The 22973-nt window shown below is 72.3% G+C and carries 17 protein-coding genes and 3 tRNA genes; 12 read left to right on the top strand and 8 right to left on the bottom strand.

Translation table 11 applies throughout. The features are described from left to right. Window positions 1-69: 69 nt before the first annotated feature. The 5 genes from ACQEVC_RS43175 to ACQEVC_RS43195 form a co-directional block, all read right to left on the bottom strand. Window positions 70-144: transfer RNA gene (locus ACQEVC_RS43175), tRNA-Val, on the bottom strand. A gap of 13 nt (window positions 145-157) precedes the next feature. Next, window positions 158-228: transfer RNA gene (locus tag ACQEVC_RS43180), tRNA-Cys, on the bottom strand. 32 nt (window positions 229-260) lie between these two features. After that, window positions 261-333, bottom strand: a tRNA-Gly gene (locus tag ACQEVC_RS43185). Between the two features lie 236 nt (window positions 334-569). Then, window positions 570-1589, bottom strand: coding sequence for a TAXI family TRAP transporter solute-binding subunit (locus ACQEVC_RS43190; RefSeq protein ID WP_432890005.1), 1020 nt, complete (start codon window positions 1587-1589; stop codon window positions 570-572). Next, on the bottom strand, window positions 1586-4012 hold the full coding sequence (locus ACQEVC_RS43195; protein ID WP_432890008.1) for a TRAP transporter permease: 2427 nt from the start codon (window positions 4010-4012) through the stop codon (window positions 1586-1588). The genes ACQEVC_RS43190 and ACQEVC_RS43195 overlap by 4 nt, the downstream gene beginning before the upstream one ends. A 261-nt stretch (window positions 4013-4273) precedes the next feature. On the opposite strand from ACQEVC_RS43195, the gene ACQEVC_RS43200 reads away from it, so the two are divergent. The 3 genes from ACQEVC_RS43200 (at window position 4274) to ACQEVC_RS43210 (ending at window position 7156) form a co-directional block, all read left to right on the top strand. Further along, entirely contained in the window at window positions 4274-4876 is a 603-nt protein-coding gene (locus ACQEVC_RS43200) for a TetR/AcrR family transcriptional regulator (RefSeq protein ID WP_432890010.1), read from the top strand. Window positions 4877-5297: 421 nt separating this feature from the next. After that, entirely contained in the window at window positions 5298-6263 is a 966-nt protein-coding gene (locus tag ACQEVC_RS43205; protein WP_432890012.1) for a carbohydrate ABC transporter permease, read from the top strand. After that, window positions 6260-7156, top strand: coding sequence for a carbohydrate ABC transporter permease (locus ACQEVC_RS43210; protein WP_432890014.1), 897 nt, complete (start codon window positions 6260-6262; stop codon window positions 7154-7156). Before ACQEVC_RS43205 ends, ACQEVC_RS43210 begins: the two co-directional genes overlap by 4 nt. Before the next feature lie 35 nt (window positions 7157-7191). Here the strand turns inward: ACQEVC_RS43210 and ACQEVC_RS43215 are convergent, their stop codons facing one another. Beyond that, on the bottom strand, window positions 7192-8160 hold the full coding sequence (locus ACQEVC_RS43215) for a PmoA family protein (RefSeq protein WP_432890016.1): 969 nt from the start codon (window positions 8158-8160) through the stop codon (window positions 7192-7194). 360 nt (window positions 8161-8520) lie between these two features. Here ACQEVC_RS43215 and ACQEVC_RS43220 point away from each other — a divergent pair, with 360 nt between their 5' ends. From ACQEVC_RS43220 to ACQEVC_RS43245, 6 genes are all read left to right on the top strand, one after another. Beyond that, the gene (locus ACQEVC_RS43220) at window positions 8521-9555 is read left to right on the top strand and encodes a LacI family DNA-binding transcriptional regulator (protein WP_432890018.1); all 1035 of its coding nucleotides are present in this window, start codon (window positions 8521-8523) and stop codon (window positions 9553-9555) included. Window positions 9556-9651: 96 nt separating this feature from the next. Then, window positions 9652-10050, top strand: coding sequence for an L-rhamnose mutarotase (locus tag ACQEVC_RS43225; RefSeq protein WP_432890020.1), 399 nt, complete (start codon window positions 9652-9654; stop codon window positions 10048-10050). Between the two features lies 1 nt (window position 10051). After that, window positions 10052-11215, top strand: a complete 1164-nt coding sequence (gene rhaI / locus ACQEVC_RS43230) for an L-rhamnose isomerase (protein ID WP_432890022.1) — start codon at window positions 10052-10054, stop codon at window positions 11213-11215. Window positions 11216-11217: 2 nt separating this feature from the next. After that, a complete protein-coding gene (locus tag ACQEVC_RS43235; protein ID WP_432890024.1) occupies window positions 11218-13281 on the top strand; it encodes a bifunctional aldolase/short-chain dehydrogenase in 2064 nt (687 codons plus the stop codon). Continuing rightward, entirely contained in the window at window positions 13278-14759 is a 1482-nt protein-coding gene (locus tag ACQEVC_RS43240) for a rhamnulokinase (RefSeq protein ID WP_432890026.1), read from the top strand. Before ACQEVC_RS43235 ends, ACQEVC_RS43240 begins: the two co-directional genes overlap by 4 nt. Before the next feature lie 234 nt (window positions 14760-14993). Continuing rightward, complete coding sequence (locus ACQEVC_RS43245; RefSeq protein WP_432890028.1) at window positions 14994-17186, top strand: acyltransferase family protein; 2193 nt, start codon at window positions 14994-14996, stop codon at window positions 17184-17186. Window positions 17187-17206: 20 nt separating this feature from the next. On the opposite strand, the gene ACQEVC_RS43250 is transcribed toward ACQEVC_RS43245, so the two are convergent. Together ACQEVC_RS43250 and ACQEVC_RS43255 are read right to left on the bottom strand one after the other, a co-directional pair. Next, a complete protein-coding gene (locus ACQEVC_RS43250) occupies window positions 17207-17641 on the bottom strand; it encodes a VOC family protein (protein WP_432890030.1) in 435 nt (144 codons plus the stop codon). Between the two features lie 5 nt (window positions 17642-17646). Beyond that, window positions 17647-18204: a DinB family protein gene (locus ACQEVC_RS43255; RefSeq protein WP_432890032.1), complete on the bottom strand. Its 558-nt coding sequence runs from the start codon at window positions 18202-18204 to the stop codon at window positions 17647-17649. Window positions 18205-18266: 62 nt separating this feature from the next. Between ACQEVC_RS43255 and ACQEVC_RS43260 the strand changes: the two genes are divergently transcribed. The 3 genes from ACQEVC_RS43260 (at window position 18267) to ACQEVC_RS43270 (ending at window position 22973) form a co-directional block, all read left to right on the top strand. Continuing rightward, window positions 18267-19238, top strand: a complete 972-nt coding sequence (locus tag ACQEVC_RS43260) for a helix-turn-helix transcriptional regulator (RefSeq protein ID WP_432890034.1) — start codon at window positions 18267-18269, stop codon at window positions 19236-19238. A gap of 304 nt (window positions 19239-19542) precedes the next feature. Continuing rightward, the gene (locus ACQEVC_RS43265; protein ID WP_432890036.1) at window positions 19543-20763 is read left to right on the top strand and encodes an IniB N-terminal domain-containing protein; all 1221 of its coding nucleotides are present in this window, start codon (window positions 19543-19545) and stop codon (window positions 20761-20763) included. A gap of 287 nt (window positions 20764-21050) precedes the next feature. Next, a complete protein-coding gene (locus ACQEVC_RS43270) occupies window positions 21051-22973 on the top strand; it encodes a polysaccharide lyase family protein (RefSeq protein ID WP_432890038.1) in 1923 nt (640 codons plus the stop codon).

The raw sequence follows: 22973 nt of genomic DNA on the forward strand, positions 1-22973 counted from the left end.
AAGGGCCAGGACCCGAAACGGCTCGTTACCGAAGATCCGATAACGAGCCGTTTGACCTGCTTATATAGCTGGTGGGCGATACTGGGTTTGAACCAGTGACCTCTTCCGTGTCAAGGAAGCGCGCTCCCACTGCGCCAATCGCCCTCGCTTGTAGCCGAGGTGGAGACGGGATTTGAACCCGTGTACACGGCTTTGCAGGCCGTTGCCTCGCCTCTCGGCCACTCCACCGAGGTAGCCCCCGACATGTGGCGGCATCTCCGAGCGGACGACGGGACTCGAACCCGCGACCCTCACCTTGGCAAGGTGATGCGCTACCAACTGCGCTACGTCCGCTTGTCATCCGGTGTTTCCTGGTGACGGATGAGAACTTTAGCCGAGGCCGCGAACAGATGCCAACTCGGGGGCCGGTCGGCGGGTCAGCGGGTCCCGGACGCCCACCCCCACCCTCGAGGTCGGCAACTTCAGCCTGGTCGACGCCTTGATCATCCGTACTCGGCCCGCACCACCACCCCTGAACCATCCTAGGAACCTGGAATGAAGGGGCGGGGCGGTGGTGCGGGGTCGGTCGGTTACTTCGCGGCGTTGAGGTCGTCGAGGGCCTGGATGGCGCCGCGGTGCAGGGGCACCGGGTCGGTCTTACGGGCGGTATCCAGGCTGATCTCCTTGGCCGCCGCGTTGGCCTGCTCCAGTTGCGGCTTCCGGTCGAAGAGCGCCTTGGTCAGTATGCAGACCAGGTTCGCGTCCAGGTCGTCCTTCACCAGCAGGAAGTTTGGCACCACGATGGTCTTGACGTCGGCCGGAGTGCCGTAGGTCGCGGCCGGAATCGGACCCTCCTCGTACACCGGGTTGATTTTCTTCATCTCGGCCAGCAGCGGGGTGATGTCCAGGAAACTGACCTGGCCCTTGGCCGTGGTGAGCAGGTCGGTGATGCCCGGCGTGGGCAGGCCGCCCGACCAGAACAGCGCGTCGATCGAGCCGTCCTTCACCCCGTCGACGGTCTTGGCCAGGTCCAGCCGCTGCGCCTGGATGTCCTTGGCCGGGTCGAGCCCGGCCGCCTGGAGGAGCCGGTTCGCGATCACCTCGGTCCCGGACTTCGGCGAACCGGTGGAGACCCGCTTGCCCCGCATGTCGGCCACGGAGTTGATCCCGGCACCGTTGCGGACGATCACCTGGGTGAAGTTCGTGTGGATCCGGGCCAGCGCCTGCACCGGCTGCCGTTGCCCCTCGAAACTGCCGGTGCCCTGCACCGCGTCGGCGGCGGTGTCGGCCAGTGAGAATGCCACCGCGTACGTGCCGGCGACGAGCTGCTGGATGTTCTGCACCGAGGCGCCCGTCTCAGCCGCGGTGGCCTTGACCTTGCTGCCCGGCGCGTTGGAGACCTGCTCGGCGTACGCGTTGCCGAGCGCGAAGTAGACCCCGGTCGCGTTGCCGGTGGCGATCCCGATCCGGGTCTCCGTACCCACCTCACAGGTGACGTCGCCACCCGCGTCGGTGGTGGCGGTGTCCTGCCGACCACCACAGCCGACCAGGCCGGTCAGCCCCAGGCCGGCGGCGGCGACCGCCGCCACGATCCTCGTCGTACGCCTCATTTCGCATCCTCTCCCACGCTCGAACCGATTCCCCGGCCCCTCGGCCCGGTGTCGTCGTCCACCCGGGAACCGTCGTCCCCCCGGGCGCCCGGATCGGCCGGCACCGGCGCGCTCTCCGGCCCCGACCGCTGCGCGTCCGCGCCGTCCGGTCCGGCCTCGACGTGCCGGTCATCGCCGCCCCGGGCGCTTGGCACCACCGGGTCGACCTCCTGGGCCACCACCGACCGGGTGCCGGCGGTACGGCGCCGACGCGCCAGTGCGGCCAGCACGGCGACGACGACCAGGGTGCCGCCGATCGCGATCGACACCGGGTGCAGATAGAGCAGCAGCAGGCCGGCGACGGCGCTGAGCGAACGTTCGACCGCCCCGGCCGGCCCGACGCCGAGCACCCAGCCACCGGTGGCCACGGCGAGCGCCGCCACGCCGAGACAGCCGGCCAGCCCCGCCCAGAGCACCTCGACCGGTGAGCCCCGGCCGAGCAGGTACTCCCCCGGCCCGGTGAGCACGAAGGCGATCGGGGCGAGGAACGCCGGCAGGGCGTACTTGAGCGCCTGCCACATGGTCGGCACGGTCCGGCCGCCGGTGATCGCCGCCGCGCCCACCGCCGCCAGCGCGGTCGGCGGGGTGACCTCGGAGAGCACGGAGTAGTAGAAGACGAACATCGCCGCCGCCGGGGCCGGTACGCCGAGTGCGAGCAGCGCCGGACCGATGATCACCCAGCCGATGATGAACGAGGCGGTGACCGGTACGGCCAGCCCGAGCAGCGAGAGCGCCACCGCGGCGAAGACCACGGTCAACGCCAGCACCACGGTCGGGTTGTCGGTCAGCGCCTCGGCACCCCGGACCAGCAGCGAGGCGAACTGCGCGCCGAGTCCGGTCTTGGTGGTGGTGGCGGTGATGATGCCGGCCGCGCCGCAGACCGCGGCGACCGGGAACACCCCGCGGACCCCGGCGGAGAGGGCGGTGAAGATCCGTCGTGGGGTCAGCCAGCTCCGCCGGTCGAGGAAGCTGAGCAGCACCGCGAGCCCGGTGGCGTAGACGACCGCCCGGGTGGCGCTCACCCCGACGGCGAGCAGCACGACGATAACGATCAGCGAGGAGAAGTGGTAGCCGAACCGGCCCAGCAGCCGCCACGCCGAGCCGGCGGCCACCTCCACCGGGCGTACCTTGAACCGGCGGGCGTCGATCTCGACGGCGAGCAGGATGCCGAGGTAGTAGAGCAGGGTCGGGATCACCGCCCAGCCGAGCACGGTCAGGTAGGAGACCTCCAGGTATTCGGCGACGATGAACGCCGCCGCGCCGAGGGTCGGGGGCGAGAGAATCGCGCCGACCCCGGCCGCCGCCAGCATGCCGCCGGCGTGTTCGGCGGGGTATCCGGCGCGGCGCAGGATCGGCCAGGTGACCGCGCCGACGCTGACCGCGGTGGCGGTGCCGGAGCCGGAGACGGTGCCGAGCAGGAACCCGGAGGCCACGGCGGTGCGGCCGGCGGCGCTGCGGGACCGCCGGAACGCCGCCACCGACAGGTCGACGAAGAACCGTCCGGCGCCGGAGAGGTCGAGCACCGCACCGTAGATCGTGAACAGCACGATGTAGGTGGCGGCGACGTCCAACGGGGTGCCGTAGAAGCCGCTGCCGGAGTTGTAGAGCGCGTCGACGATCTGTCCGAAGTCGAGCCCGGCGTGCGCGATCGCCCAGCTCTGCGGCAGCAGCCCGCCGTAGTAGCCGTAGCCGAGGAAGAGCAGGCAGACCACCGGCAGGATCCAGCCGGTGGTGCGCCGGCAGGCCTCGATCAGGAGTACCAGCAGCAGCGCGCCCATCAACACGTCGACCGGTACGAGCAGCCCCTGCCGGTCGAGGAAGGCGTCGTAGCCGCCGCCGGCGTCGCCGATCGCGACCGGCAGCACCGGGTAGAGGCAGACGACCAGGGCCAGCCCGGCCAGCAGCCAGTCCGGCACCGTCGGCAGGTCCCGGCGCGCCGCGGCCGGAGCATCCGGATCGGGTACCCGGCGCGGCCCGACCGCCGGCAGCCGGCTCGCCAGCCGGTCCGGCAACCGCAGCCCCGACCGGTACGCGAGGAAGACAAGTGGCAGTACGCCGGTCAGGAAGACGATCAGATAGAACTGGCTGCCCTGGGACAGTGGCCGGAACACCTGCCAGAGCACCAACAGCGCGACGGCGAAGGCGACCACCGCCACCCCGGCCTCGACCGGGCCGCTGAGGTGCCGGGCCGGCCGCTCCTCGTCGTCGTAGGTCACGGCGGTGGCGACGTCCGGGGTGGCCAGGGCGAGGGGTTCGTCCCGCCCCGAATGACGGGCGGGCGTTTCCGCCGACCGCCCCGAATGACGGGCGGGCGTTTCCGCCGACCGGTCCGGCCCGGGTTCGGGGCCTGTCGCCGGAGGAATTTCGGCCACACCGTCTGGCATGAGCGGACACTACTACGGGGTACCGATGGTTGCCGATCTTCTCCGTCCGGTGGTTGGCCCGCCGGGCCGGGCGGTTGACTGGCTGCGCCGGCCGCCCGCCCGCCAGGGGCTGCACCTCTGCTGGGGCGGGCTCACCGGGCTCGGCTACCGGCCGCCGGGACGTGCGGCTTCTGAGGCGCTAGTGGACAGTCTGACCCGCTAGTAACTTATCCGACGTGTTGATAGCTTATTGTGCCGGCCGGAATGGGCTAACGTAGCCGCGTGACGAGACGTGCGGCAGAGGTGCGCCTGGATGCGCTACTACGCACCGCCTGCGACGTGATCGCGACGCGGGGCCTGGCCAACACGCGTACCGCCGACGTGGCCCAGGCCGCCGGGGTGAGTCAGGCGCTGGTCTTCTACCACTTTGCCACGAAGGAGCGACTGGTCGCCCAGGCGTTCGCGTACGCGGCAGAGCAGGATCTGGCCCGCCTCGAGGCGGTACTCCGGTCCCCCGCCACCCCACTGGTCAAGCTGAAGAAGCTGCTCCGCCTCTACACCCCGCCGGGCCGGTCCCGATCGTGGGCGATGTGGATCGACGGGTGGTCGGAGTCGCTGCGTACGCCGGAACTGGAGAAGGTGTCGCGGCGGTTGGACCTGCGCCGGCGGGAGGGGCTCGGCGAAGTGATCGCGGCCGGGGTCGCGGACGGGGTGTTCAGCTGCGACGACCCGGCCGGGGCCGCCTGGCGGATCAACGGCCTGATCGACGGGCTCGCCGTGCAGATGGCGGTGCACGACCGGGTCGTCCCACGCCGTCAACTCACCGAGTGGGTGCGGCTCTCGGTCGCCCGCGAACTCGGATTGGCCGCCGATCAACTGGACTAAACCGGAAACCCACCGCGTCGGGCCGACCAGAGACCCACCGCGTCGGACTGACCGGAAACCCACCGCGTCGGGCCGACCGGAAACCCACCGCGTCGGGCCGACCGGAGACCCCCGCTCGGCCCGAGGCACTTCCCGGCGGGTGGGGGTGCCCCGGGCAGAACCGCTGATCGTCGTGTTCGACCGGGATCCTGGCTGGGGTCCCGGATCCTGATCGTCGATCTGAATCGATTCATCCACGACCGGACATTCCTCCGACCAGCTCGGGCTCCACTCCGGTCGGCAGAGCCTCCATTGACAGGCCCCGCCCGCCGGCGGTACCTTCGTGCGGTTTGTTGAATGGTTTCATCACCGCCTCACCACCGGGGCGCGTGCACACACCCGGTGAGGGTGTGGCCGCCAGGAGCCGATGGGAAAGTCGACCATGACAACTGGGACCCTGCGCAGGCCGCCGCCCCGGCCCGCCGCACCGGGCGGCACCGCCGCCGGAGCGCGGCCCCGATACCGACGCAACCGGCCCGGGATCGCGTACCTCTTCCTCTCCCCCTGGGTCGTCGGGGCGCTGCTGCTGACCGTCGGCCCGATGCTCGCCTCGCTCTACCTGTCGTTCACCGACTACGACCTCTTCACCTCTCCCGAGTGGGTCGGCCTGGAGAACTACCAGCGGCTCTTCGCCGACGACGCGCGGTTCCTCGCCTCGGCCAAGGTCACCGCGATGTACGTGCTGATCTCCGTACCGCTGAAGTTGGCCGCCGCCCTCGCGGTGGCCCTGCTGCTCAACCGCAAGCGGCGCGGGCAGGGCTTCTACCGGTCGGCCTTCTACGCGCCCTCGCTGCTCGGCACCGGCGTGGCGATCGCGCTGGTCTGGCGGGCGATGTTCACCGACGCCGGGGTGGTCGACTCGGTCACCGGCAACTTCGGCTGGGACACCGGCGGCTGGATCAACGAGCCGGACTACGCGCTCTACGTGCTGATCATCCTGGCCGTCTGGCAGTTCGGCGCGCCGATGGTGATCTTTCTGGCCGGTCTCAAGCAGATCCCGACCGAGCTGTACGACGCCGCCGCGGTCGACGGCTCCGGCACCTGGCGCACCTTCCGGTCGGTGACGCTGCCGATGCTCTCCCCGATCATCCTGTTCAACCTGGTGCTGGAGACGATCCACGCGTTCCAGGCGTTCACCCCGGCGTTCATCGTCAGCGGTGGCCGGGGCGGGCCGAGCAACTCGACCCTGTTCTACACGCTCTACCTCTACGAACGCGGATTCTCGCAGTTCCGGATGGGCTACGCCTCGGCGATGGCCTGGCTGCTGCTGCTGGTCATCGCGATCATCACGGCACTGTTCTTCGGCACCTCGCGCCGCTGGGTGTTCTACTCGGGGGAGGACCGGTGAGCACGCTCTCCGACGGCCTGTCGACCCGCACTCCGGCGGGCCGGCGGCCCGGCGCGACCGGTGCCCGGCTGCGTACGGTCGGCTGGCACACGCTGATCATCGCCGTACTGGCCCTGCTGCTGTATCCGGTGGTGTGGCTGCTGGCCACCTCGATCAAGCCGACCGACGAGATCCTGTCCAGCCTGAGCCTGCTGCCGACCCGGTTGGCGCCACAGAACTACTCCGCCGCGCTGGACGGGATCGCCGGCATCGGCGTCTGGCAGTTCTTCACCAACTCGCTCATCGTGGCGGTCGGCGCGGTGATCGGCAACCTGGTCTCCTGCGCGCTGGCCGCGTACGCCTTCGCCCGGTTGCGGTTCCGGCTGCGCGGGCCACTCTTCGCGTTCACCCTGCTGACCATCATGTTGCCGTACCACGTGGTGCTGATCCCGCAGTACACGATCTTCCAGCAACTGGACCTGGTCGGCACCTTCGTACCGCTGATCCTGCCCAAGCTGCTCGCCACGGACGCGTTCTTCGTCTTCCTGATGGTGCAGTTCATCCGGGGCCTGCCCCGGGAGCTGGACGACGCCGCCGAGATCGACGGCTGCGGCCCGGTGCTCACCTTCCGGTACGTGATCCTGCCGCTGCTCAAGCCGGCCCTGGTCACCACCGCGATCTTCACCTTCATCTGGACCTGGAACGACTTCTTCAGCCAGCTCGTCTACCTCAACGACCCGGAGTCGTACACTCTGCCGCTGGCGCTGCGCCTCTTCATCGACCAGACGAGCGAGTCGGCGTACGGGCCGATGTTCGCGATGTCGGTGCTGAGCATCGTCCCGGTGATGCTCTTCTTCCTGGCCTTCCAGCGCTATCTGGTCGAGGGGATCGCCACCTCCGGCCTGAAGGGCTGAGGGCCGGTTCCGGTTCCGGTTCGGGGCGGGGCCGGTCAGGCTGTCAGGACCGGCCGCAACGCCTCGACCTCGTCGCGGGTCAGCTCGCCGTCCGCGACCACGATCCGGTGCCGGCGCCGCACCGAGGTGCCGGCCGGGACCGGCAGGGTCCGGTCGAAGGCGAGCGCGACGCAGACCCCGGGATAGATCCCGGTCCGCACGAACCAGTGGTCGCCGTCGGCCAGGCCGGCGAAGACCAGCGTGTACGGCCGGCCGCCGCCCGCCGCGCCGACCATCGCCAGCCACGGCTCGGTGCTGCCGTTGACCCGCTCCTCCCCCTCGGCGCTCGCCGTGAAGGCCCGGTTGGGCCCCGGGGCGACCCGCCAGAAGAAGCCGCCGTAGCCGGCGCCGTCCGGCCGACCGTTGGTGGCCGGGCTGCCGAGCAGGATGTCCCGGTCGGCCGGTGCGGTCAGGACGTACCCGAAGTCGAGCAGCCAGGCGTCGGCCCGGCCCGCCAACCCGGCGACGCCGACCCGCCGTTCCTCGGTCAGCAGGGTCGCGTCGTCCGGGTCAAGCCAGCGCAGCCGCTCGGCGAACCCGCGGTCACCGGGACCGCCGCCCGAGCCGCTCCCGGCCGCCGCACCGCCGTCGCCGGGATCTGCGGCATCGGCGTCGGCGTCCGGCACCGGTCCGTTTGGGAGCCAGCCGTCGTGTCCGTCCGGCAGCCAGCCGTCGTGCACGATCCGACCGTGGTCGTCGAGCCAGGTGTAGCCGGCGTCCCGGACGTAGGTCCGGCCTCCCCAGAGGTTGCTGCCCGAGACGTCCTGCATCGCGACCGAGACTCCGAGGTGCCAGCGGTGGTCCTCGGGCAGCGTGTCGGTCACCACGACCCCGGCGAGGGTACGTACCGGATGCAGGTACGGCCGGCGCCCCCAACGCGGGTCGACGTGCGGGTCGTCGAGGACGTACTCCGCGACGGTCTCGCCACGCACCCGCAGCCGTACCCCGGTCAGGTCCTCGCCCATGCTCGCCGCCCTCTGTGCGTCGTTCCACGGTGTCCCGGTCGGCGACACCGACAGGAAAGCGCTTCCCCTGATCCGACAGGGTACCGACGGCGCCACCGCTCGAAAACCACGCACCGCGCGCCGTCCGGACCTGCGGTCCCGAACGGCATCGTCGCCGGCCCGAGAGACCGCGACCATCGGGGCAGCACGGCACCGGACCGGCGAGGTGCACCCGGCGCGGTGCACCGGGGAGTTACTGTCGGTCGCACGCGGTGGAGGCCGCCGGCGCGGGGACTGCGATCAGCCGCACCGTCGCGCGGAACCGCCGGATAACCTTGACACGTTTCAGCCCGACGGTCGGGGCTGCGGGAGGAGACGGTGGTGCCGGGACCAGCGGTGAGCATCCGCGACGTGGCCAGCCAGGCGGGGGTGTCGGTGGGCACCGTCTCCAACGTGCTCAACCGGCCCGACATCGTCGCGGCGTCGACCCGCAACCGGGTACTCGCCGCGATCAACGAGCTGGGTTTCGTGCCCAACGACGCCGCCCGGCAGTTGCGCCGGGGGCGGGGGCGCACCCTCGGCCTGGTGGTGCTGGACGTGGCCAACCCGTTCTTCACGGACGTCGCCAAGGGGGTCGAGGACGCCACCGGTGCGGCCGGGATGGCGGTGATCTTCTGTAACAGCGACGGCGACTCGGCCAAGGAGAGCAGATATCTGGACCTGCTGGAGGAGCAGCGGGTCCAGGGGGTACTGATCACCCCGGTCGACGACGCCAACGAGCGGCTGGTCCGGCTCCGCGAGCGCGGCGTACTCGTGGTCCTGCTGGACCGGCGCTCCACCCGGCCGGACGTCTGCTCGGTAGCGGTCGACGACCGGCTCGGCGGCGAACTGGCGATGCGGCACCTGGTGGAGGCCGGGCACCGGCGGATCGCCTTCGTCGGCGGCCCGTGGCGGCTGGAACAGGTGCGGGACCGCTACCACGGCGCCGTGCACGCGCTGCGCGAGGCCGGGCTCGCCGAGGAGACCCTGCGCCGGTTCGAGACGCCGAGCCCGACCGTGGCGGCCGGCCGGGACGCCGCCTCCCGGATCCTCGGGCTGCCCCGGTCCGCCCGGGCTACCGCGGTCTTCTGCGCCAACGACCTGCTGGCGCTCGGCGTACTCCAGGAGCTGACCCGGCAGCAGGTCCGGGTGCCGGAGGACATCGCGCTGGTCGGCTACGACGACATCGACTTCGCCGCCGCGGCTGCGGTGCCGCTCTCCTCGGTACGCCAGCCACGGCAGCGGCTCGGCCAGACGGCGGCACAGTTGATGCTGGACGAGGCGAACGACCCGGAGAACCACCAGCACAAACAGGTGATCTTCGAGCCGGAGCTGGTGGTCCGGGAGTCCAGCCAGTACGCCCGCACCCCGGGCTGACCTCCGGCCCAGGCCCGGTTTCTTGACAGTTCAGTGACGGCGCTCGTATGTTGAGTGCGGCTTGTTGAAACGGTTCATTTGTTGGGAGGCCCGCCAATGCGGCGAGTGTGCTTCGTCCTGCGGGTCCGGCCCGACCGGCTGGCCGAATACCGGGAACGACACGCGGCGGTCTGGCCCGAGATGCTCCGGGCGCTGCACGCGGCCGGCTGGCACGACTACTCCCTCTTCCTGCACGACGACGGGCTGCTGGTCGGGCACTTCCGCACCGAGGACCTGGCCGCGTCCCTCGCCGCGATGGAGGCCACCGACGCCAACGCCCGGTGGCAGGCCGAGATGGCCCCCTTCTTCGTCGGCCTGGACGGCCGCCGCCCCGACGAGGGGTTCGTCGTCCTCGACGAGATCTTCAACCTGGACGCGCAACTCGCCGCGCTGGGCGACACCGCGCCGGGCAACACCGCGCTGGACAACACCACGCTCGACACCACGGAGGCCTGACATGACCGAGACCGACGTCCGGGCGGCGCTGCGCGCGCAACGGATCGAGGTGCCCTCCTGGGCGTACGGCAACTCGGGCACCCGGTTCAAGGTGTTCAGCCAGCCCGGGGTGCCGCGCAATCCCGAGGAGAAGATCGCCGACGCCGCACAGGTGCACGCGTTCACCGGAGTCGCCCCGGTGGTCTCGCTGCACATCCCCTGGGACCGGGTCGACGACTTCGGCAAGCTCGCGTCCTACGCGGCCGAGCGGGGAGTGCGGATCGGCACCATCAACAGCAACGTGTTCCAGGACGACGACTACAAGCTGGGCAGCGTCACCAACCCCGACCCGCGGATCCGGCGCAAGGCCCTGGGCCACCTGCTGGAGTGCGTCGACATCATGGACGCCACCGGATCGCGCGACCTGAAGCTGTGGTTCTCCGACGGGACCAACTATCCCGGCCAGGACGACATCCGGGCCCGGCAGGACCGGCTCGCCGAGGCACTGGCCGCCACCTACGAGCGACTCGGGCCGGAGCAGCGGATGCTGCTGGAGTACAAGCTCTTCGAGCCGGCGTTCTATCTGACCGACGTACCGGACTGGGGCACCGCGTACGCGCACTGCCTCAAGCTGGGTGACCGGGCCCAGGTGGTGATCGACACCGGCCACCACGCCCCCGGCACCAACATCGAGTTCATCGTCGCCTTCCTGCTCCGGGAGGAGAGGCTCGGCGCCTTCGACTTCAACTCCCGGTTCTACGCCGACGACGACCTGATGGTCGGCGCGGCCGACCCGTTCCAACTCTTCCGGATCATGCACGAGATCGTCCGGGCCGACGCGCTGCGGGCCGACTCCGGCGTCAACTTCATGCTCGACCAGTGCCACAACATCGAGCCGAAGATCCCGGCGCAGATCCGCTCGGTGATGAACGTCCAGGAGGCGACCGCCAAGGCGCTGCTGGTCGACACCGACGCGCTGGCCGCCGCACAGGCCGCCGGGGACGTGCTCGGCGCCAACGGAGTGCTGATGGACGCGTACAACACCGACGTACGGCCGCTGCTGGCGGAGGTCCGCCAGGAGATGGGCCTCGACCCGGATCCGATGGCCGCGTACGCCCGCTCCGGCTACGCCGAGCGGATCGCCGCCGAGCGGGTCGGCGGGCAGCAGGCCGGCTGGGGGGCATGATCGTGAGCACCGGACCGACCAATCCGCAGGTCGCCGCGCTGCTGGCCCGGGGCCACCGGCTCGGCGCCGACCGGCGCAACACCAACTACGGCGGCGGCAACACCTCGGCCAAGGCGACCGGCACCGACCCGGTCACCGGAGGGCCCGCCGAACTGCTCTGGGTCAAGGGTTCCGGCGGGGACATCGGCACGCTGACCGAGGCGGGGCTGGCGGTGCTCCGGCTGGACCGGCTGCGTTCCCTGGTCGACGTCTATCCCGGGGTGGACCGCGAGGACGAGATGGTCGCCGCCTTCGACTACTGCCTGCACGGCCGGGGCGGGGCGGCGCCGTCGATCGACACCGCGATGCACGGCCTGGTCGACGCCGCGCACGTCGACCACCTGCACCCGGACGCCGGGATCGCGCTGGCCACCGCCGCCGACGGCCCCGAGCTGACCCGCCGCTGCTTCGGCGACCGGGTGCTCTGGGTACCGTGGCGCCGGCCCGGCTTCCAACTCGGCCTGGACATCGCCGCGATCGCCCGGGACAACCCGCAGGCGATCGGCGTGGTCCTCGGCGGCCACGGGATCACCGCCTGGGGCGCCACCAGCGAGGAGTGCGAGGCCCGCTCGCTGGAGATCATCGAAACCGCCACCCGGTTCCTGGCCGAGCACGGCCGGCCGGAGCCGTTCGGCGCGGTGCTTCCCGGGTACGCGGCGCTGCCGGCGGAACAGCGGCAGGAGCGGGCCGCCGCGCTGGCCCCGACGCTGCGCGGGCTGGCCAGCACCGACAGCCGGCAGCAGGGGCAGTTCCAGGTCGGACACTTCACCGACGACGAGGCGGTGCTGGACTTCCTGTCCCGGGCCGAGCACCCGCGGCTGGCCGCGCTCGGTACCTCCTGCCCGGACCACTTCCTGCGGACCAAGGTCCGGCCGCTGGTGCTCGACCTGCCGCCGGACGCGCCGCTGCCCGAGGTGGTGACCCGGCTGCGCGAGCTGCACGAGGAGTACCGCAAGGACTACCGCGCCTACTACGAGCGCTACGCCGAGCCGGACTCGCCGCCGATCCGGGGTGCCGACCCGGCGATCGTGCTGGTGCCCGGGGTCGGGATGTTCAGCTTCGGCCGGGACAAGCAGACCGCCCGGGTGGCCGCCGAGTACTACCTCAACGCGATCAACGTGATGCGCGGGGCGGAGGCGGTCTCGACGTACGCCCCGATCGACGAGGCGGAGAAGTTCCGGATCGAGTACTGGCAGCTCGAAGAGGCGAAACTGCGCCGGATGCCAAAGCCGAAGGCGCTGGCCGGCCGGGTCGCGCTGGTCACCGGTGGCGGTTCCGGGATCGGCGCGGCGATCGCCCGGCGGCTGGCCGCCGAGGGCGCCTGTGTCGTGGTGGCCGACCGCAACGTCGAGGGCGCCGCGTCGGTGGCCGGGGAGATCGGCGGCACCGACCGGGCGATCGCGGTGGCGGTGGACGTCACCGAGGCGGTCGGGATCGAGGGCGCCTTCGCCAAGGCGGCGCTCGCGTTCGGCGGGGTCGACCTGGTGGTCAACAACGCCGGGCTGTCGATCTCGAAGTCGCTGCTGGAGACCACCGAGGCGGACTGGGACATCCAGCACGGTGTGATGGCCAAGGGCTCCTTCCTGGTCTCCCGGGCCGCCGCCCGGCTGATGCTGGACCAGGGCCTCGGCGGGGACCTCGTCTACATCTCCAGCAAGAACTCGGTCTTCGCCGGGCCGAACAACATCGCCTACAGCGCGGCAAAGGCCGACCAGGCGCATCAGGTACGCCTGCTCGCCGCCGAACTGGGCGAGCACGGCATCCGGGTCAACGGGGTCAACCCGGACGGCGTGGTACGCGGCTCCGGGATCTTCGCCAGCGGCTGGGGCGCCCAGCGCGCCGCGGTGTACGGGGTGCCGGAGGAGGAGCTGGGCGCCTACTACGCCCGGCGTACGCTGCTGAAGCGGGAGGTGCTGCCGGAGCACGTCGCGGGCGCGGTGTTCGCGCTGACCGGCGGCGAGCTGTCGCAGACCACCGGACTGCACGTACCCGTCGACTCCGGCGTGGCCGCGGCGTTCCTTCGATGACCGGTTCGACCGCCGTCGCGGCCGTCGACCTCGGCGCGGCCAGCGGCCGGGTGATGCTCGCCGAGGTCGCCCCGGACGGGGTGACGCTGACCGAGGTGCACCGGTTCGACAACGGACCGGTCCGGCTGCTCGACACCCTGCACTGGGACGTCCCCCGGCTCCACGCCGAGACGCTGACCGGGCTGCGGGCCGCGCTGCACCGCCGGCCCGACCTGGCCAGCGTCGGCATCGACTCGTGGGCGGTGGACTACGGGCTGCTGGACGCCACCGGCGCGCTGGTCGGCAACCCGGTGCACTACCGGGACCGGCGTACCGACGGGGTGCCGGAGTCGGTGGTCGCGGCGCTCGGCGCCGACTATCTCTACCGGACGACCGGGCTGCAACTGCTGCCGTTCAACACGCTGTTCCAGCTCACCGCCGAACTCGGCACCCCGGCCCTGGACCGGGCGCAGACGATGCTGCTCATCCCGGACCTGCTCGGCTACTGGCTGACCGGGGTCGCCGGGAGCGAGGTGACCAACGCCTCCACCACGCAACTGCTGGACGTGCGTACCCGGGAATGGTCCACCGACCTGATCGCCCGGGCCGGGCTGCCGGCCCGGCTGTTCGGGCCGCTGCGCCGGCCCGGCGACCCGGTCGGCGAGCTGCGGCCGGAGGTCCGGGAGGCGGTCGGGACCGACCGGCCGGTCCCGGTGACCGCGGTCGGTTCGCACGACACCGCGTCGGCGGTCGCGGCGGTACCCGCCGCGCACGACCGGTTCGGCTACATCTCCTGCGGCACCTGGTCGCTGGTCGGCGTCGAGTTGCCCGCGCCGGTGCTCTCCGAGGCGAGCCGGGCGGCCAACTTCACCAACGAGGCCGGGGTGGACGGTACGGTCCGCTACCTGCGCAACGTGATGGGGCTCTGGCTGCTCCAGGAGTCGCTGCGGGTGTGGCGGTCGCAGGGGCTGGCCGACGACCTGACCGCGCTGCTCGCCGCCGCCGCCCGGGCGCCCTCGCTGGCCGCCGTGGTCGACCCGGACGACCCGGTCTTCCTGCCTCCGGGCGACATGCCGGCCCGGATCGCGAAGGCGTGCACCCGGCGCGGCGAGCCGGTACCCGAGGGGCCGGCGGCGCTGACCCGGTGCATCCTGGACAGTCTGGCCCTGGCCCACCGGGTCGCGGTACGCCAGGCACAGCGGCTGTCCGGTCGGGACGTGGACGTGCTGCACGTGGTCGGCGGCGGTGCCCGCAACGAGCTGCTCTGCCAGCTCACCGCCGACGCGTGTGGACTGCCGGTGGTGGCCGGGCCGGTGGAGGCGACCGCGCTGGGCAACGCGCTGGTGCAGGCCCGGGCGCTCGGCGTACTGGACGGCGGGCTGACGGAGCTGCGGGCGCTGCTGCGGCGTACCGGATCGACCCGGACCTACCGGCCGCGGGCCGGCGGCGAGGCCGCCTGGCGGGCGGCGGCGCGGCGCGCCGGCCTGGCCGACGGATAGCCGCGGACCGTCCACCCCGGCGTCACCGGCCCCGGGTCCGAGGTGAACGCCGTTTGAAAACGTCAAAAGACATCTATCAGGGCGTTTATCTGTTAAGAAGGGACTAACTGGACAGAAGCCTGGGCCGGAGGTTGAACAATGAACCTTTTTCAACCTGAACCGCGCGACGCTCGTGCCCCGCGTTCGACCTCGCGGTCCACCGGACCGCAAGGGGAGGTTGAAAAAGGTTCAATGGTGACGCGGTCGCGACCACGGTCCCGAACGGACGCCGCCGGCCCGACCCGGCAACGCGCTGACCTCACCGGCCTGCGCGCCCTGGCCGTCGGGTCACTGCTGCTGGGCGCCGCCGGAGTCGGCGTCGTCCCCGGCGGCTTCGTCGGCGTCGACGTCTTCCTGGTGGTCTCCGGCTTCCTGGTCACCGGCGCCCTGCTCGGTGCGTGGCAGCGCACCGGACGGATCGACCTGACCGGATTCTTCGCCCGACGGGCCCGGTGGGCACTGCCGGCCGGCACCCTGGTGCTCGCCGCGTCACTGCCGCTGGCGCTGGCCTGCCTGCCCCGGGGCCGCTGGTCGGCGGCCGGCTGGGACGTGCTGGCCGGTGCCGGGCACGTGCTGAACTGGCGGCTCGCCGCGCAGCACGCCCAGGCGGTGGTCCCGGACGCCGGCGCCAGCCTGCTGGCCCAGTTCTGGGCGGTCGGGGTCGCCGCACAGTTCGTCCTGGTCTGGCCGCCGCTGGCGGCCGGCGTCGCGGCCTGGACGGTACGCCGCCGGGGACAGCCGGGCAGCGGCCCGGTGCGGCTCGCCGGCCCGCTGCTGCTCACCGCCGGCCTGCTCGCGCTCGGCTCGTTCGCCTGGTCCGTCTGGCACACCGCCGCCGAACCGGGTCGCGCCTTCCTCGTCACCACCACCCGGTTCTGGGAGCCGGCCCTCGGCGCCGTGCTCGCCCTGCTCGGGGCGCGACTGGCCGGACTGCCCCGGCGCCTCGGCACCCTGCTCGGCTGGGCCGGCGTGGCCGCCGTCGCGGTCGCGGTACTCACCCTGCGGCCCGGCCCGGAGTTTCCCGGACCGCTGGCCCTGCTGCCCGCACTGGGCGCGGCCGCGATCATCGCCGGCGGCACGATCGGCATGCCGGCCGGCGCCACAGGTACGGCGGCGGTGCCGGCGAGGCCGGGTGCGGTGTACCGGGTGCTGGGCGCGAGGCCGCTGCGGGCGGCGGGTGCGGTCAGCTATCCGCTCTACCTCTGGCACTGGCCGCTGCTGGTCGCCGCGCACGCCCGGTTCGGCGACCTACCGCCGGCAGTCGATCTCGGCGTGCTCGGCGGGGCCGTACTGCTCGCCGTCCTCACCCACCGGTACGTCGAGATCCCGGCCCGAACCGGTGCGTGGGACGGCTGGTCACCCGGGCAGGTACTCCGGGTCGGCGCGCTGCTCCCGGCCGCCGGAATACTCGCCGGGCTGCTCTTCCAGCTCACCGTCTGGCCCCCCGAGCGGCCGGTCCCGCCGCCCGCCGCCGCACCGGTGTCGGCGCTGCCCAGCCCGGCGCCGTCGGCGGCACCGGGCGCTGCCGCGCTGGGCCGGTCGCCCCAGAAGAGCCGGGCCGGCGTCCCGGTCGACCGGGTCGGGTCGATCACCCCGGACCCGGCCGACGCCGCGGCCGACCTGCCCGACGTCTACCGGCACAACTGCTTCCCCGCGGTCATCAGCGGCACCGCCCAGGCGTGCGTGTACGGCGACCGGGACGCCCCGTTCACCGTCGCGCTGGCCGGCGACAGCCACGCCGCGAACTGGGTACCGGCGCTCCAGGCGGTCGCGCTGGCGAAACGCTGGCGGCTGGTGACGTACCTCAAGCCGAACTGCCCGTTCCTCCGGCTCGAGGTACTGACCGGAGACCAGCGGCAGCGGGACGCCTGCGCCGAGTGGTACCGCAACGTCCGCGCCGCGCTCACCGGCCCGGAGCGGCCCGAACTGCTGCTGACCACCAGTTCCCGTTACCGGCCGATGGCCGACGGCCGGGGCCTGGACGGCGAGCGGGCACACGACGCGCTGGTGAACGGCATGCGCCGCACCTGGTCGGACCTGGTTTCGGCCGGGGTGCCCACGGTGGTGCTCCGGGGCACCCCGATCCTCACAGCCGACAGCGCGAAATGCGTGTCGGCGAACCCGCGCCGGCTGACCCGGTGCGCACCCGACCGGCAGGACGCCTTGGCGACCGGCGCCGGAGCCGCGCAGCTCGCGGCACTGGAGGACCTCCCCCGGATCAGCCTGATCGACCTCACCGGGGCAATCTGTCCCAGGCAGCGCTGCGCCCCGGTCATCGGCGGAGTGCTGGTCTACCGGGACAACCAGCATCTCACCGCCACCTACGCCGGTACGCTCGCACCACGGCTGCGCAGCGCGCTCGAACGGATTCTCGCTGCCGCCCCCTGAGCCGGCCACCGGCGGACCGGCTAGCGGGAGACGCAGAACTCGTTGCCCTCCGGGTCGGCGAGGGTGACCCAGGTGTACGGACCCTGGCGTCCGTTGTGCAGGAACTTCGCGCCGCGCGCCACCAGCGCCTCGACCACCGGCGTGAGGTCCTCGGCACCGGTACGGACGTCGAGGTGCATCCGGTTCTTGACCGTCTTGGCCTCCGGAACGAGTTGGAACAGCACCCGTGGCGCCCGCTGTGTCCCCTCGGGGTGCCGGATCGCCGCCCCCTCCTTCCAGACCAGCACCCCGTGGTGAGTCCGGGTGTCGTCCTCGGTGGCGTGCCCCTCGGCGACCATGCGGCGGATGAACGCCTCGTCGGAGGGCTCCACCTGCCAGCCGAGCGTCTCCGCCCACCAGTCGGCGAGCACGTGCGGGTCGGCACAGTCCTGTGTCACCTGGAACTCGTACGCCATCCGGATCACCTCCGGGCCCGGTAGAGGTCACGGAGCAGACTGATCTCGGCGCCGTGGTGGATGGTTTCGCGGTTGATGTGCAGCACCAGTGTGGCCATCGGGAACTCGGCGTACGGGCCCTCGGCCGGGCCGCACGGCCGGGCCAGCGCGTCCGGGCCGAGCCCGCGTACGCCGTCCCGCCAGGTGGCGTACACCGTGTCGAGCTGGTGCAGTGCCTCGGCGGCGGTGCCGGCGTAGTCGAAGCTGTCGTAGTCGACCGGCGGCCCGCCGAAGTGCGCCGCGCTGCGCTGCCCGAACACTCCGACGATGAGGTGCCCCAGCCGCCAGGCGATCGTGGTGACCGGCGGCGGCGCCGGCTCGGGCCGCGCGTACTCGATGACGTACCTGCCGGCGCCGTGCGCCGTCGCGGCGTCCACCCCGTCGCGCGGGCGTACGCCCCAGCCGCCGTCGGCCGGCTCCCAGTGGTACTCCTCGTCGGTGAGCCCGTCGAGCCGGGGCCGCAGCTGGTGCTGCCAGTGCCAGTCCACCTGGTCGACCAGTCGTCCGGTCCAGTCGATGTCCATGTTTGGCAGGCTAGTCCCAATTGAGGACAGGATCGTTCCTGGTTTGCTGGCAGACTCGGAAAATGCTCGACACCTCGGCACGGCTGCTGCGCCTGCTCGCCATCCTGCAGACCCGGACCGAGTGGACCGGCCCGGAACTGGCGCAGCGGCTGGAGGTGACGGTGCGTACCCTGCGCCGGGACATGGCCCGGCTGCGCGACCTCGGCTATCCGGTCCTGGCCACGCCCGGCGTCGCCGGTGGCTACCGGCTCGGCGCGGGGTCGGCGCTGCCGCCGCTGCTGCTCGACGACGACGAGGCGGTGGCGGTCGTACTGAGCCTGCGTACCGCGGCCAGCCAGAGCGTGACCGGCATCGCCGAAACCTCGCTGCGCGCGTTGGCCAAGCTGGACCGGATCCTGCCGGCCAGGCTGCGGCAGCGCACCGCCGCGCTGCGGCTGACCACCGTCCCGCTGGCCGGCACGGCACCCACCGTCGACCCGGATCTGCTGACCGCGATCGCCGAGGCGTGCCAGAACCTGCACCGGCTCAGCTACGACTACCGCAGCCGCGACGGCACGACCAGCATCCGCCGGGTGGAGCCACACCGGCTGGTGCACACCGGCCGGCGCTGGTATCTGGTGGCCCGGGACACCGACCGGGACGGCTGGCGTACGTTCCGGGTGGACCGGATCGACGGGCTCCGCCCGACCGGGCAGCGGTTCACGCCGCACGACCCGCCCGACCCGGCGACCTTCGTCGCGGACTCGGTCGGGGCGGCACCGTACCGGTACCGCGCCCGGGTGCTGGTGCACGCGCCCGCCGAGGAGGTCGCCGAACGGGTCCCGCCGACGGCCGGACTGGTGGAGGCGGTGGACCGGCGCAGTTGTCTGCTCAGCGCCGGAGCGGACACGCTCGGCTTCCTGGCGCTGCACCTCGCCCTGCTCGGCCCCGAGTTCACCGTGCTCGAACCCGCCGAGCTGGCCGACGAACTCGGCGTCCTGGCCGGGCGACTGGACCGGGCCCGGAGCCGGTCCGGGTCACCGCGAGCGGAGTAGCCCGAGCCCGCCGAGGGGTGCCCGGGCCGGCGCCTCGAGCCCGCAGGGGCAGCCGGGGTGAACTGGGCCGATCCGCCGGTCGGGTGCATCGCGCCGGGACGGCGGCGGGGCGGCGACCGGGGTGACCCGCCGACCGCAGCCCCTATGCCCCTAACCCGGGGCGGGGCCTCGCACCTAGCCGGTTAGGGCGAGAACCGGGGATCGTCCCCGATGTCCGGTACGTCGGCAACGCCGTACGGTCGGCGCCAGGTCTGGAACGACATGCCCAGATCATCCCGCCCAAACCTCTGAGGAGATCGTCACCGTGGAATCGGCACCGACCGTGGAGACCCCCGCCCCGGCTCCGGCCCCGGCCCCTGCCCCCGCCCCGGCCCCCGAGGCGACTCCCGCCGTGGAATCCACCCAGACCCTGCAGGAGTTCGTGGTCAACCTGCTCACCGACGTGGACCTGCGCACGGCGTACGAACTCGACCCGACCGGCACGCTGGAGAGCGTCGGGCTCGGCGACGTGGTCCCGGCCGACGTGGCGGACGTCCTCCCGCTGGTGGTCGACTCCGTACCGCTGCAGGGCCTGACCGACCTCGGCGCGGTGGAGAGCCTGGGCCTCGGCTCGGTCAGCCTCAGCCCGACCAGCGTCGTCGGCCAGGTGCAGACCGTCGCCAACCAGTTCACCGCCGGCGTCTACGGCACCGGTGTCGACGTCAACGTGGCCGGCGTGGGCGCCGTCAGCGTGGACCCCAACGGCCTGGAGGTCGGCGTCAGCTCCGCCCTGCCGGTGCTGGGCCTGGACAGCGGCCTGAGCGTGGACCTGTCCGGCGTGCACGACGTGGCCGGCACCCTCGACTCGACGGTGCTGGGCACCGCGGGCGGGGTCGACACCGTCGACGGCGTGCTCGGCACCGCCGACTTCGCCGCCAGCACCGTGACCTCCACGGTGGCCGGCACGACCAGCCTGGTCGGTGCCGGCGACCTGAGCAGCGTGACGGACCTGAGCAACATCACCGACCTGACCAACGTTGCCGACCTGGGTGGCGTGGCGGACCTCGACGGCACCCTGGACAGCGTCACCGGCACCGTCGGCGGCGTCACCGGCACTGTCGACGGGACGCTCGGCGGCGTCGGCCTGGGCGGCGTCACCGACACCGTCGGCGGCGTCACCGACCTGGACGGCACCCTCGGCGGAGTCACCGACACCGTCGGCGGCGTCACCGACCTCGGCGGCACCCTGGGCGGCGTCACCGACACCGTCGGCGGCGTCACCGACCTGGACGGCACCCTCGGCGGAGTCACCGACCTCGGTGGCGTCACCGACACCGTCGGCGGAGTCACCGACCTCGGCGGCACCCTCGGCGGCGTCACCGACACCGTCGGCGGAGTCACCGACCTCGGCGGCACCCTCGGCGGCGTCACCGACACCGTCGGCGGCGTCACCGACCTCGGCGGCACCGTGGGCAGCGTGACCGGGCTGGTCGGCGGCGCCGACCTGGGCGGCACCACCGACCTGCTCACCGACGGCGTGCTCTGAGCCGTATCCGCACCAAGACGGCGGTGCCCGGACCAGAAAGCGGCTGGTCCGGGCACCGCCGTTCGGCTTTACCCGAAGAGCGAGCCCCGATCCCGCCCTGACATCCGATGTCTGGTGGCGGTGCCTTGACAGGTGTCCTCGTAGCGCAATAGCGTCGTAATCCGATTGATTCGTTTCAACCGCGAGTCAGCGGCGGTCGCGCCGGGACGATTCCGCCCACGGTGGCCGGACGCTGTGGCCGGCCACCGTGGGCAGACATCCGATGCTCCTGATCGGGAGGACACGACGTGATCGCACGCAGGGACTTTCATCGGATCAGCGCGGCGACCGCCCTCGGTGCCGGGATCGGTGCCGCAACCGGCGGCGCGGCCGCCGGTGCGGCATTCGACGAGGCGCAGACGAGCGAGGGGCGGACGAGCTGCGAGGTCACCGAGACCGACACCGAGATCGTCGTCGACAACGGACCGGTCCGGATCACCGTCAGCAAGACCAGCGCCAGTCGGCTGACCTCGCTGCGGCTGCACGGTCAGGAGTTGCTCGGAGCGGGCGGTCGCGGCAACTTCGACATGAACAATTCGATGGAGGGCGATCCGCTGCCGTTGCCGCCGGCACAGAACTCGTACGAGATCCGGCGCGGGGACGACTTCGTCGACATCGCCTTCCGGTACAGCCCGACCAACGGCGGGCCGTTCTGGCTGGAGCGGCACCACATCGTCCGGGCCGGCGAGCCCGGCATCCACCTGGCCACCGTCTTCCAGCACCCGCCGGAGCTGCACGGCTTCCGCTCCGACCAGCACCGGTACGTCTGCTACCTGGACCCCGAGCTGTTCACGCACGTCTCGGTCGAGGACGATCCGATCGGTGCACCGTGGCGGGCCGGTGCCGCCCGGATGCCCACCCCGGCCGAACTGGCCGCCGCTCCCGTGGTGATGGACGCGACGCACGACCTGGCCGGCCTCGGCTCGGCCTACCCCCGGCGCTACTACACCAAGTACGACTGGGCCACCTACCTCAAGGACCACGTGGTGCACGGCCTCTACGGCAACGGGTACGGGATCTGGGCCGTCCAGCCGAACCGGGAGGCGTTCTGCGGCGGCCCGGTCCGGCAGGACCTGACCCTGCACCAGACCACCAGCCGACCGGTGCTGCTGGTCGAGCCGCAGGCGACGCACTACGGCTCACCACCGGTACGGGTGGCCGCCGGCCAGGCGTGGGAGAAGACGTACGGGCCGTACTTCGTCTACCTGAGCCGGGGCGACGACCCGGCCCGGATGCGTGCCGAGGCGCTGCGCTACGCCCGCCTCGACGTGCACCGGAACTTCTACGACCGGGTGGCGCTGCCGGGCTGGACGCCCGGTACACAGCGGTGCACCGTGCACGGCCGGATCCGGCTCGCCGGCCAGCCGCACCTGGGCGGCGCGGTGGCGGTGCTCTCGGACAACCGGCTGGACTTCCAGCGGACCGCACTCGGGTACGCGTACTGGACGGATGTGAGCCCGGGCGGCGTGTTCCGGCTACCCGACGTGCGGCCCGGGACGTACCGGCTCACCGTCTACCGGCCCGGCACCTGGGGCGAGTACGTCCGCGACGACGTGACGGTGCCGGCCGGCGGCCGGGTCGACCTGGGTGAGCTGCACTGGGAGCCGCCCCGCAACGGCCGGACGGTCTTCCAGCTCGGTACCCCCGACCGCACCTCGGCGGAGTTCCGCCGCGGCGACGAGTTCCGGCAGTGGGGCACCGCGCGGTTCTTCCACGCCGACTTCCCGGACGGGGTGGTCTACACGGTCGGGCGCAGCGGTGACGACGACTGGAACTACCTCCAGTTCCAGCGGGTCGACGGGGAACCGGTGCCGCCCTGGCGGATCCGGTTCGACCTCGACCGGCCGGTGCGGCCCGGCGCGACCGCCACGCTGACCGTCGCGCTCGCCGCCTGGGCGATGGACACCGCCCGGGACGTACCGCCGCTGCCGAGCAACCTGACCATCGGCGTCAACGACCTGCGGCTGGTCTGGACGTTCGCGCCGGACGACGCCCGGGGCGCCACCTACCGCAGCGCCTGCGGCGGCCGGCACTACCGGCGGGAGTTCCGGTTCGACGCGGGCGCACTGCGCCGGACCGGCAACGAGATCACCCTGGCGATCAACGAGGAGACCCCGCCGGAGCTGGGCAACGAGGCGGCGTACGACGCGATCCGGCTGGAACTCGACTGA

It is taken from the genome of Plantactinospora sp. CA-294935 (assembly GCF_050936445.1).
Lineage (GTDB): Bacteria > Actinomycetota > Actinomycetes > Mycobacteriales > Micromonosporaceae > Plantactinospora.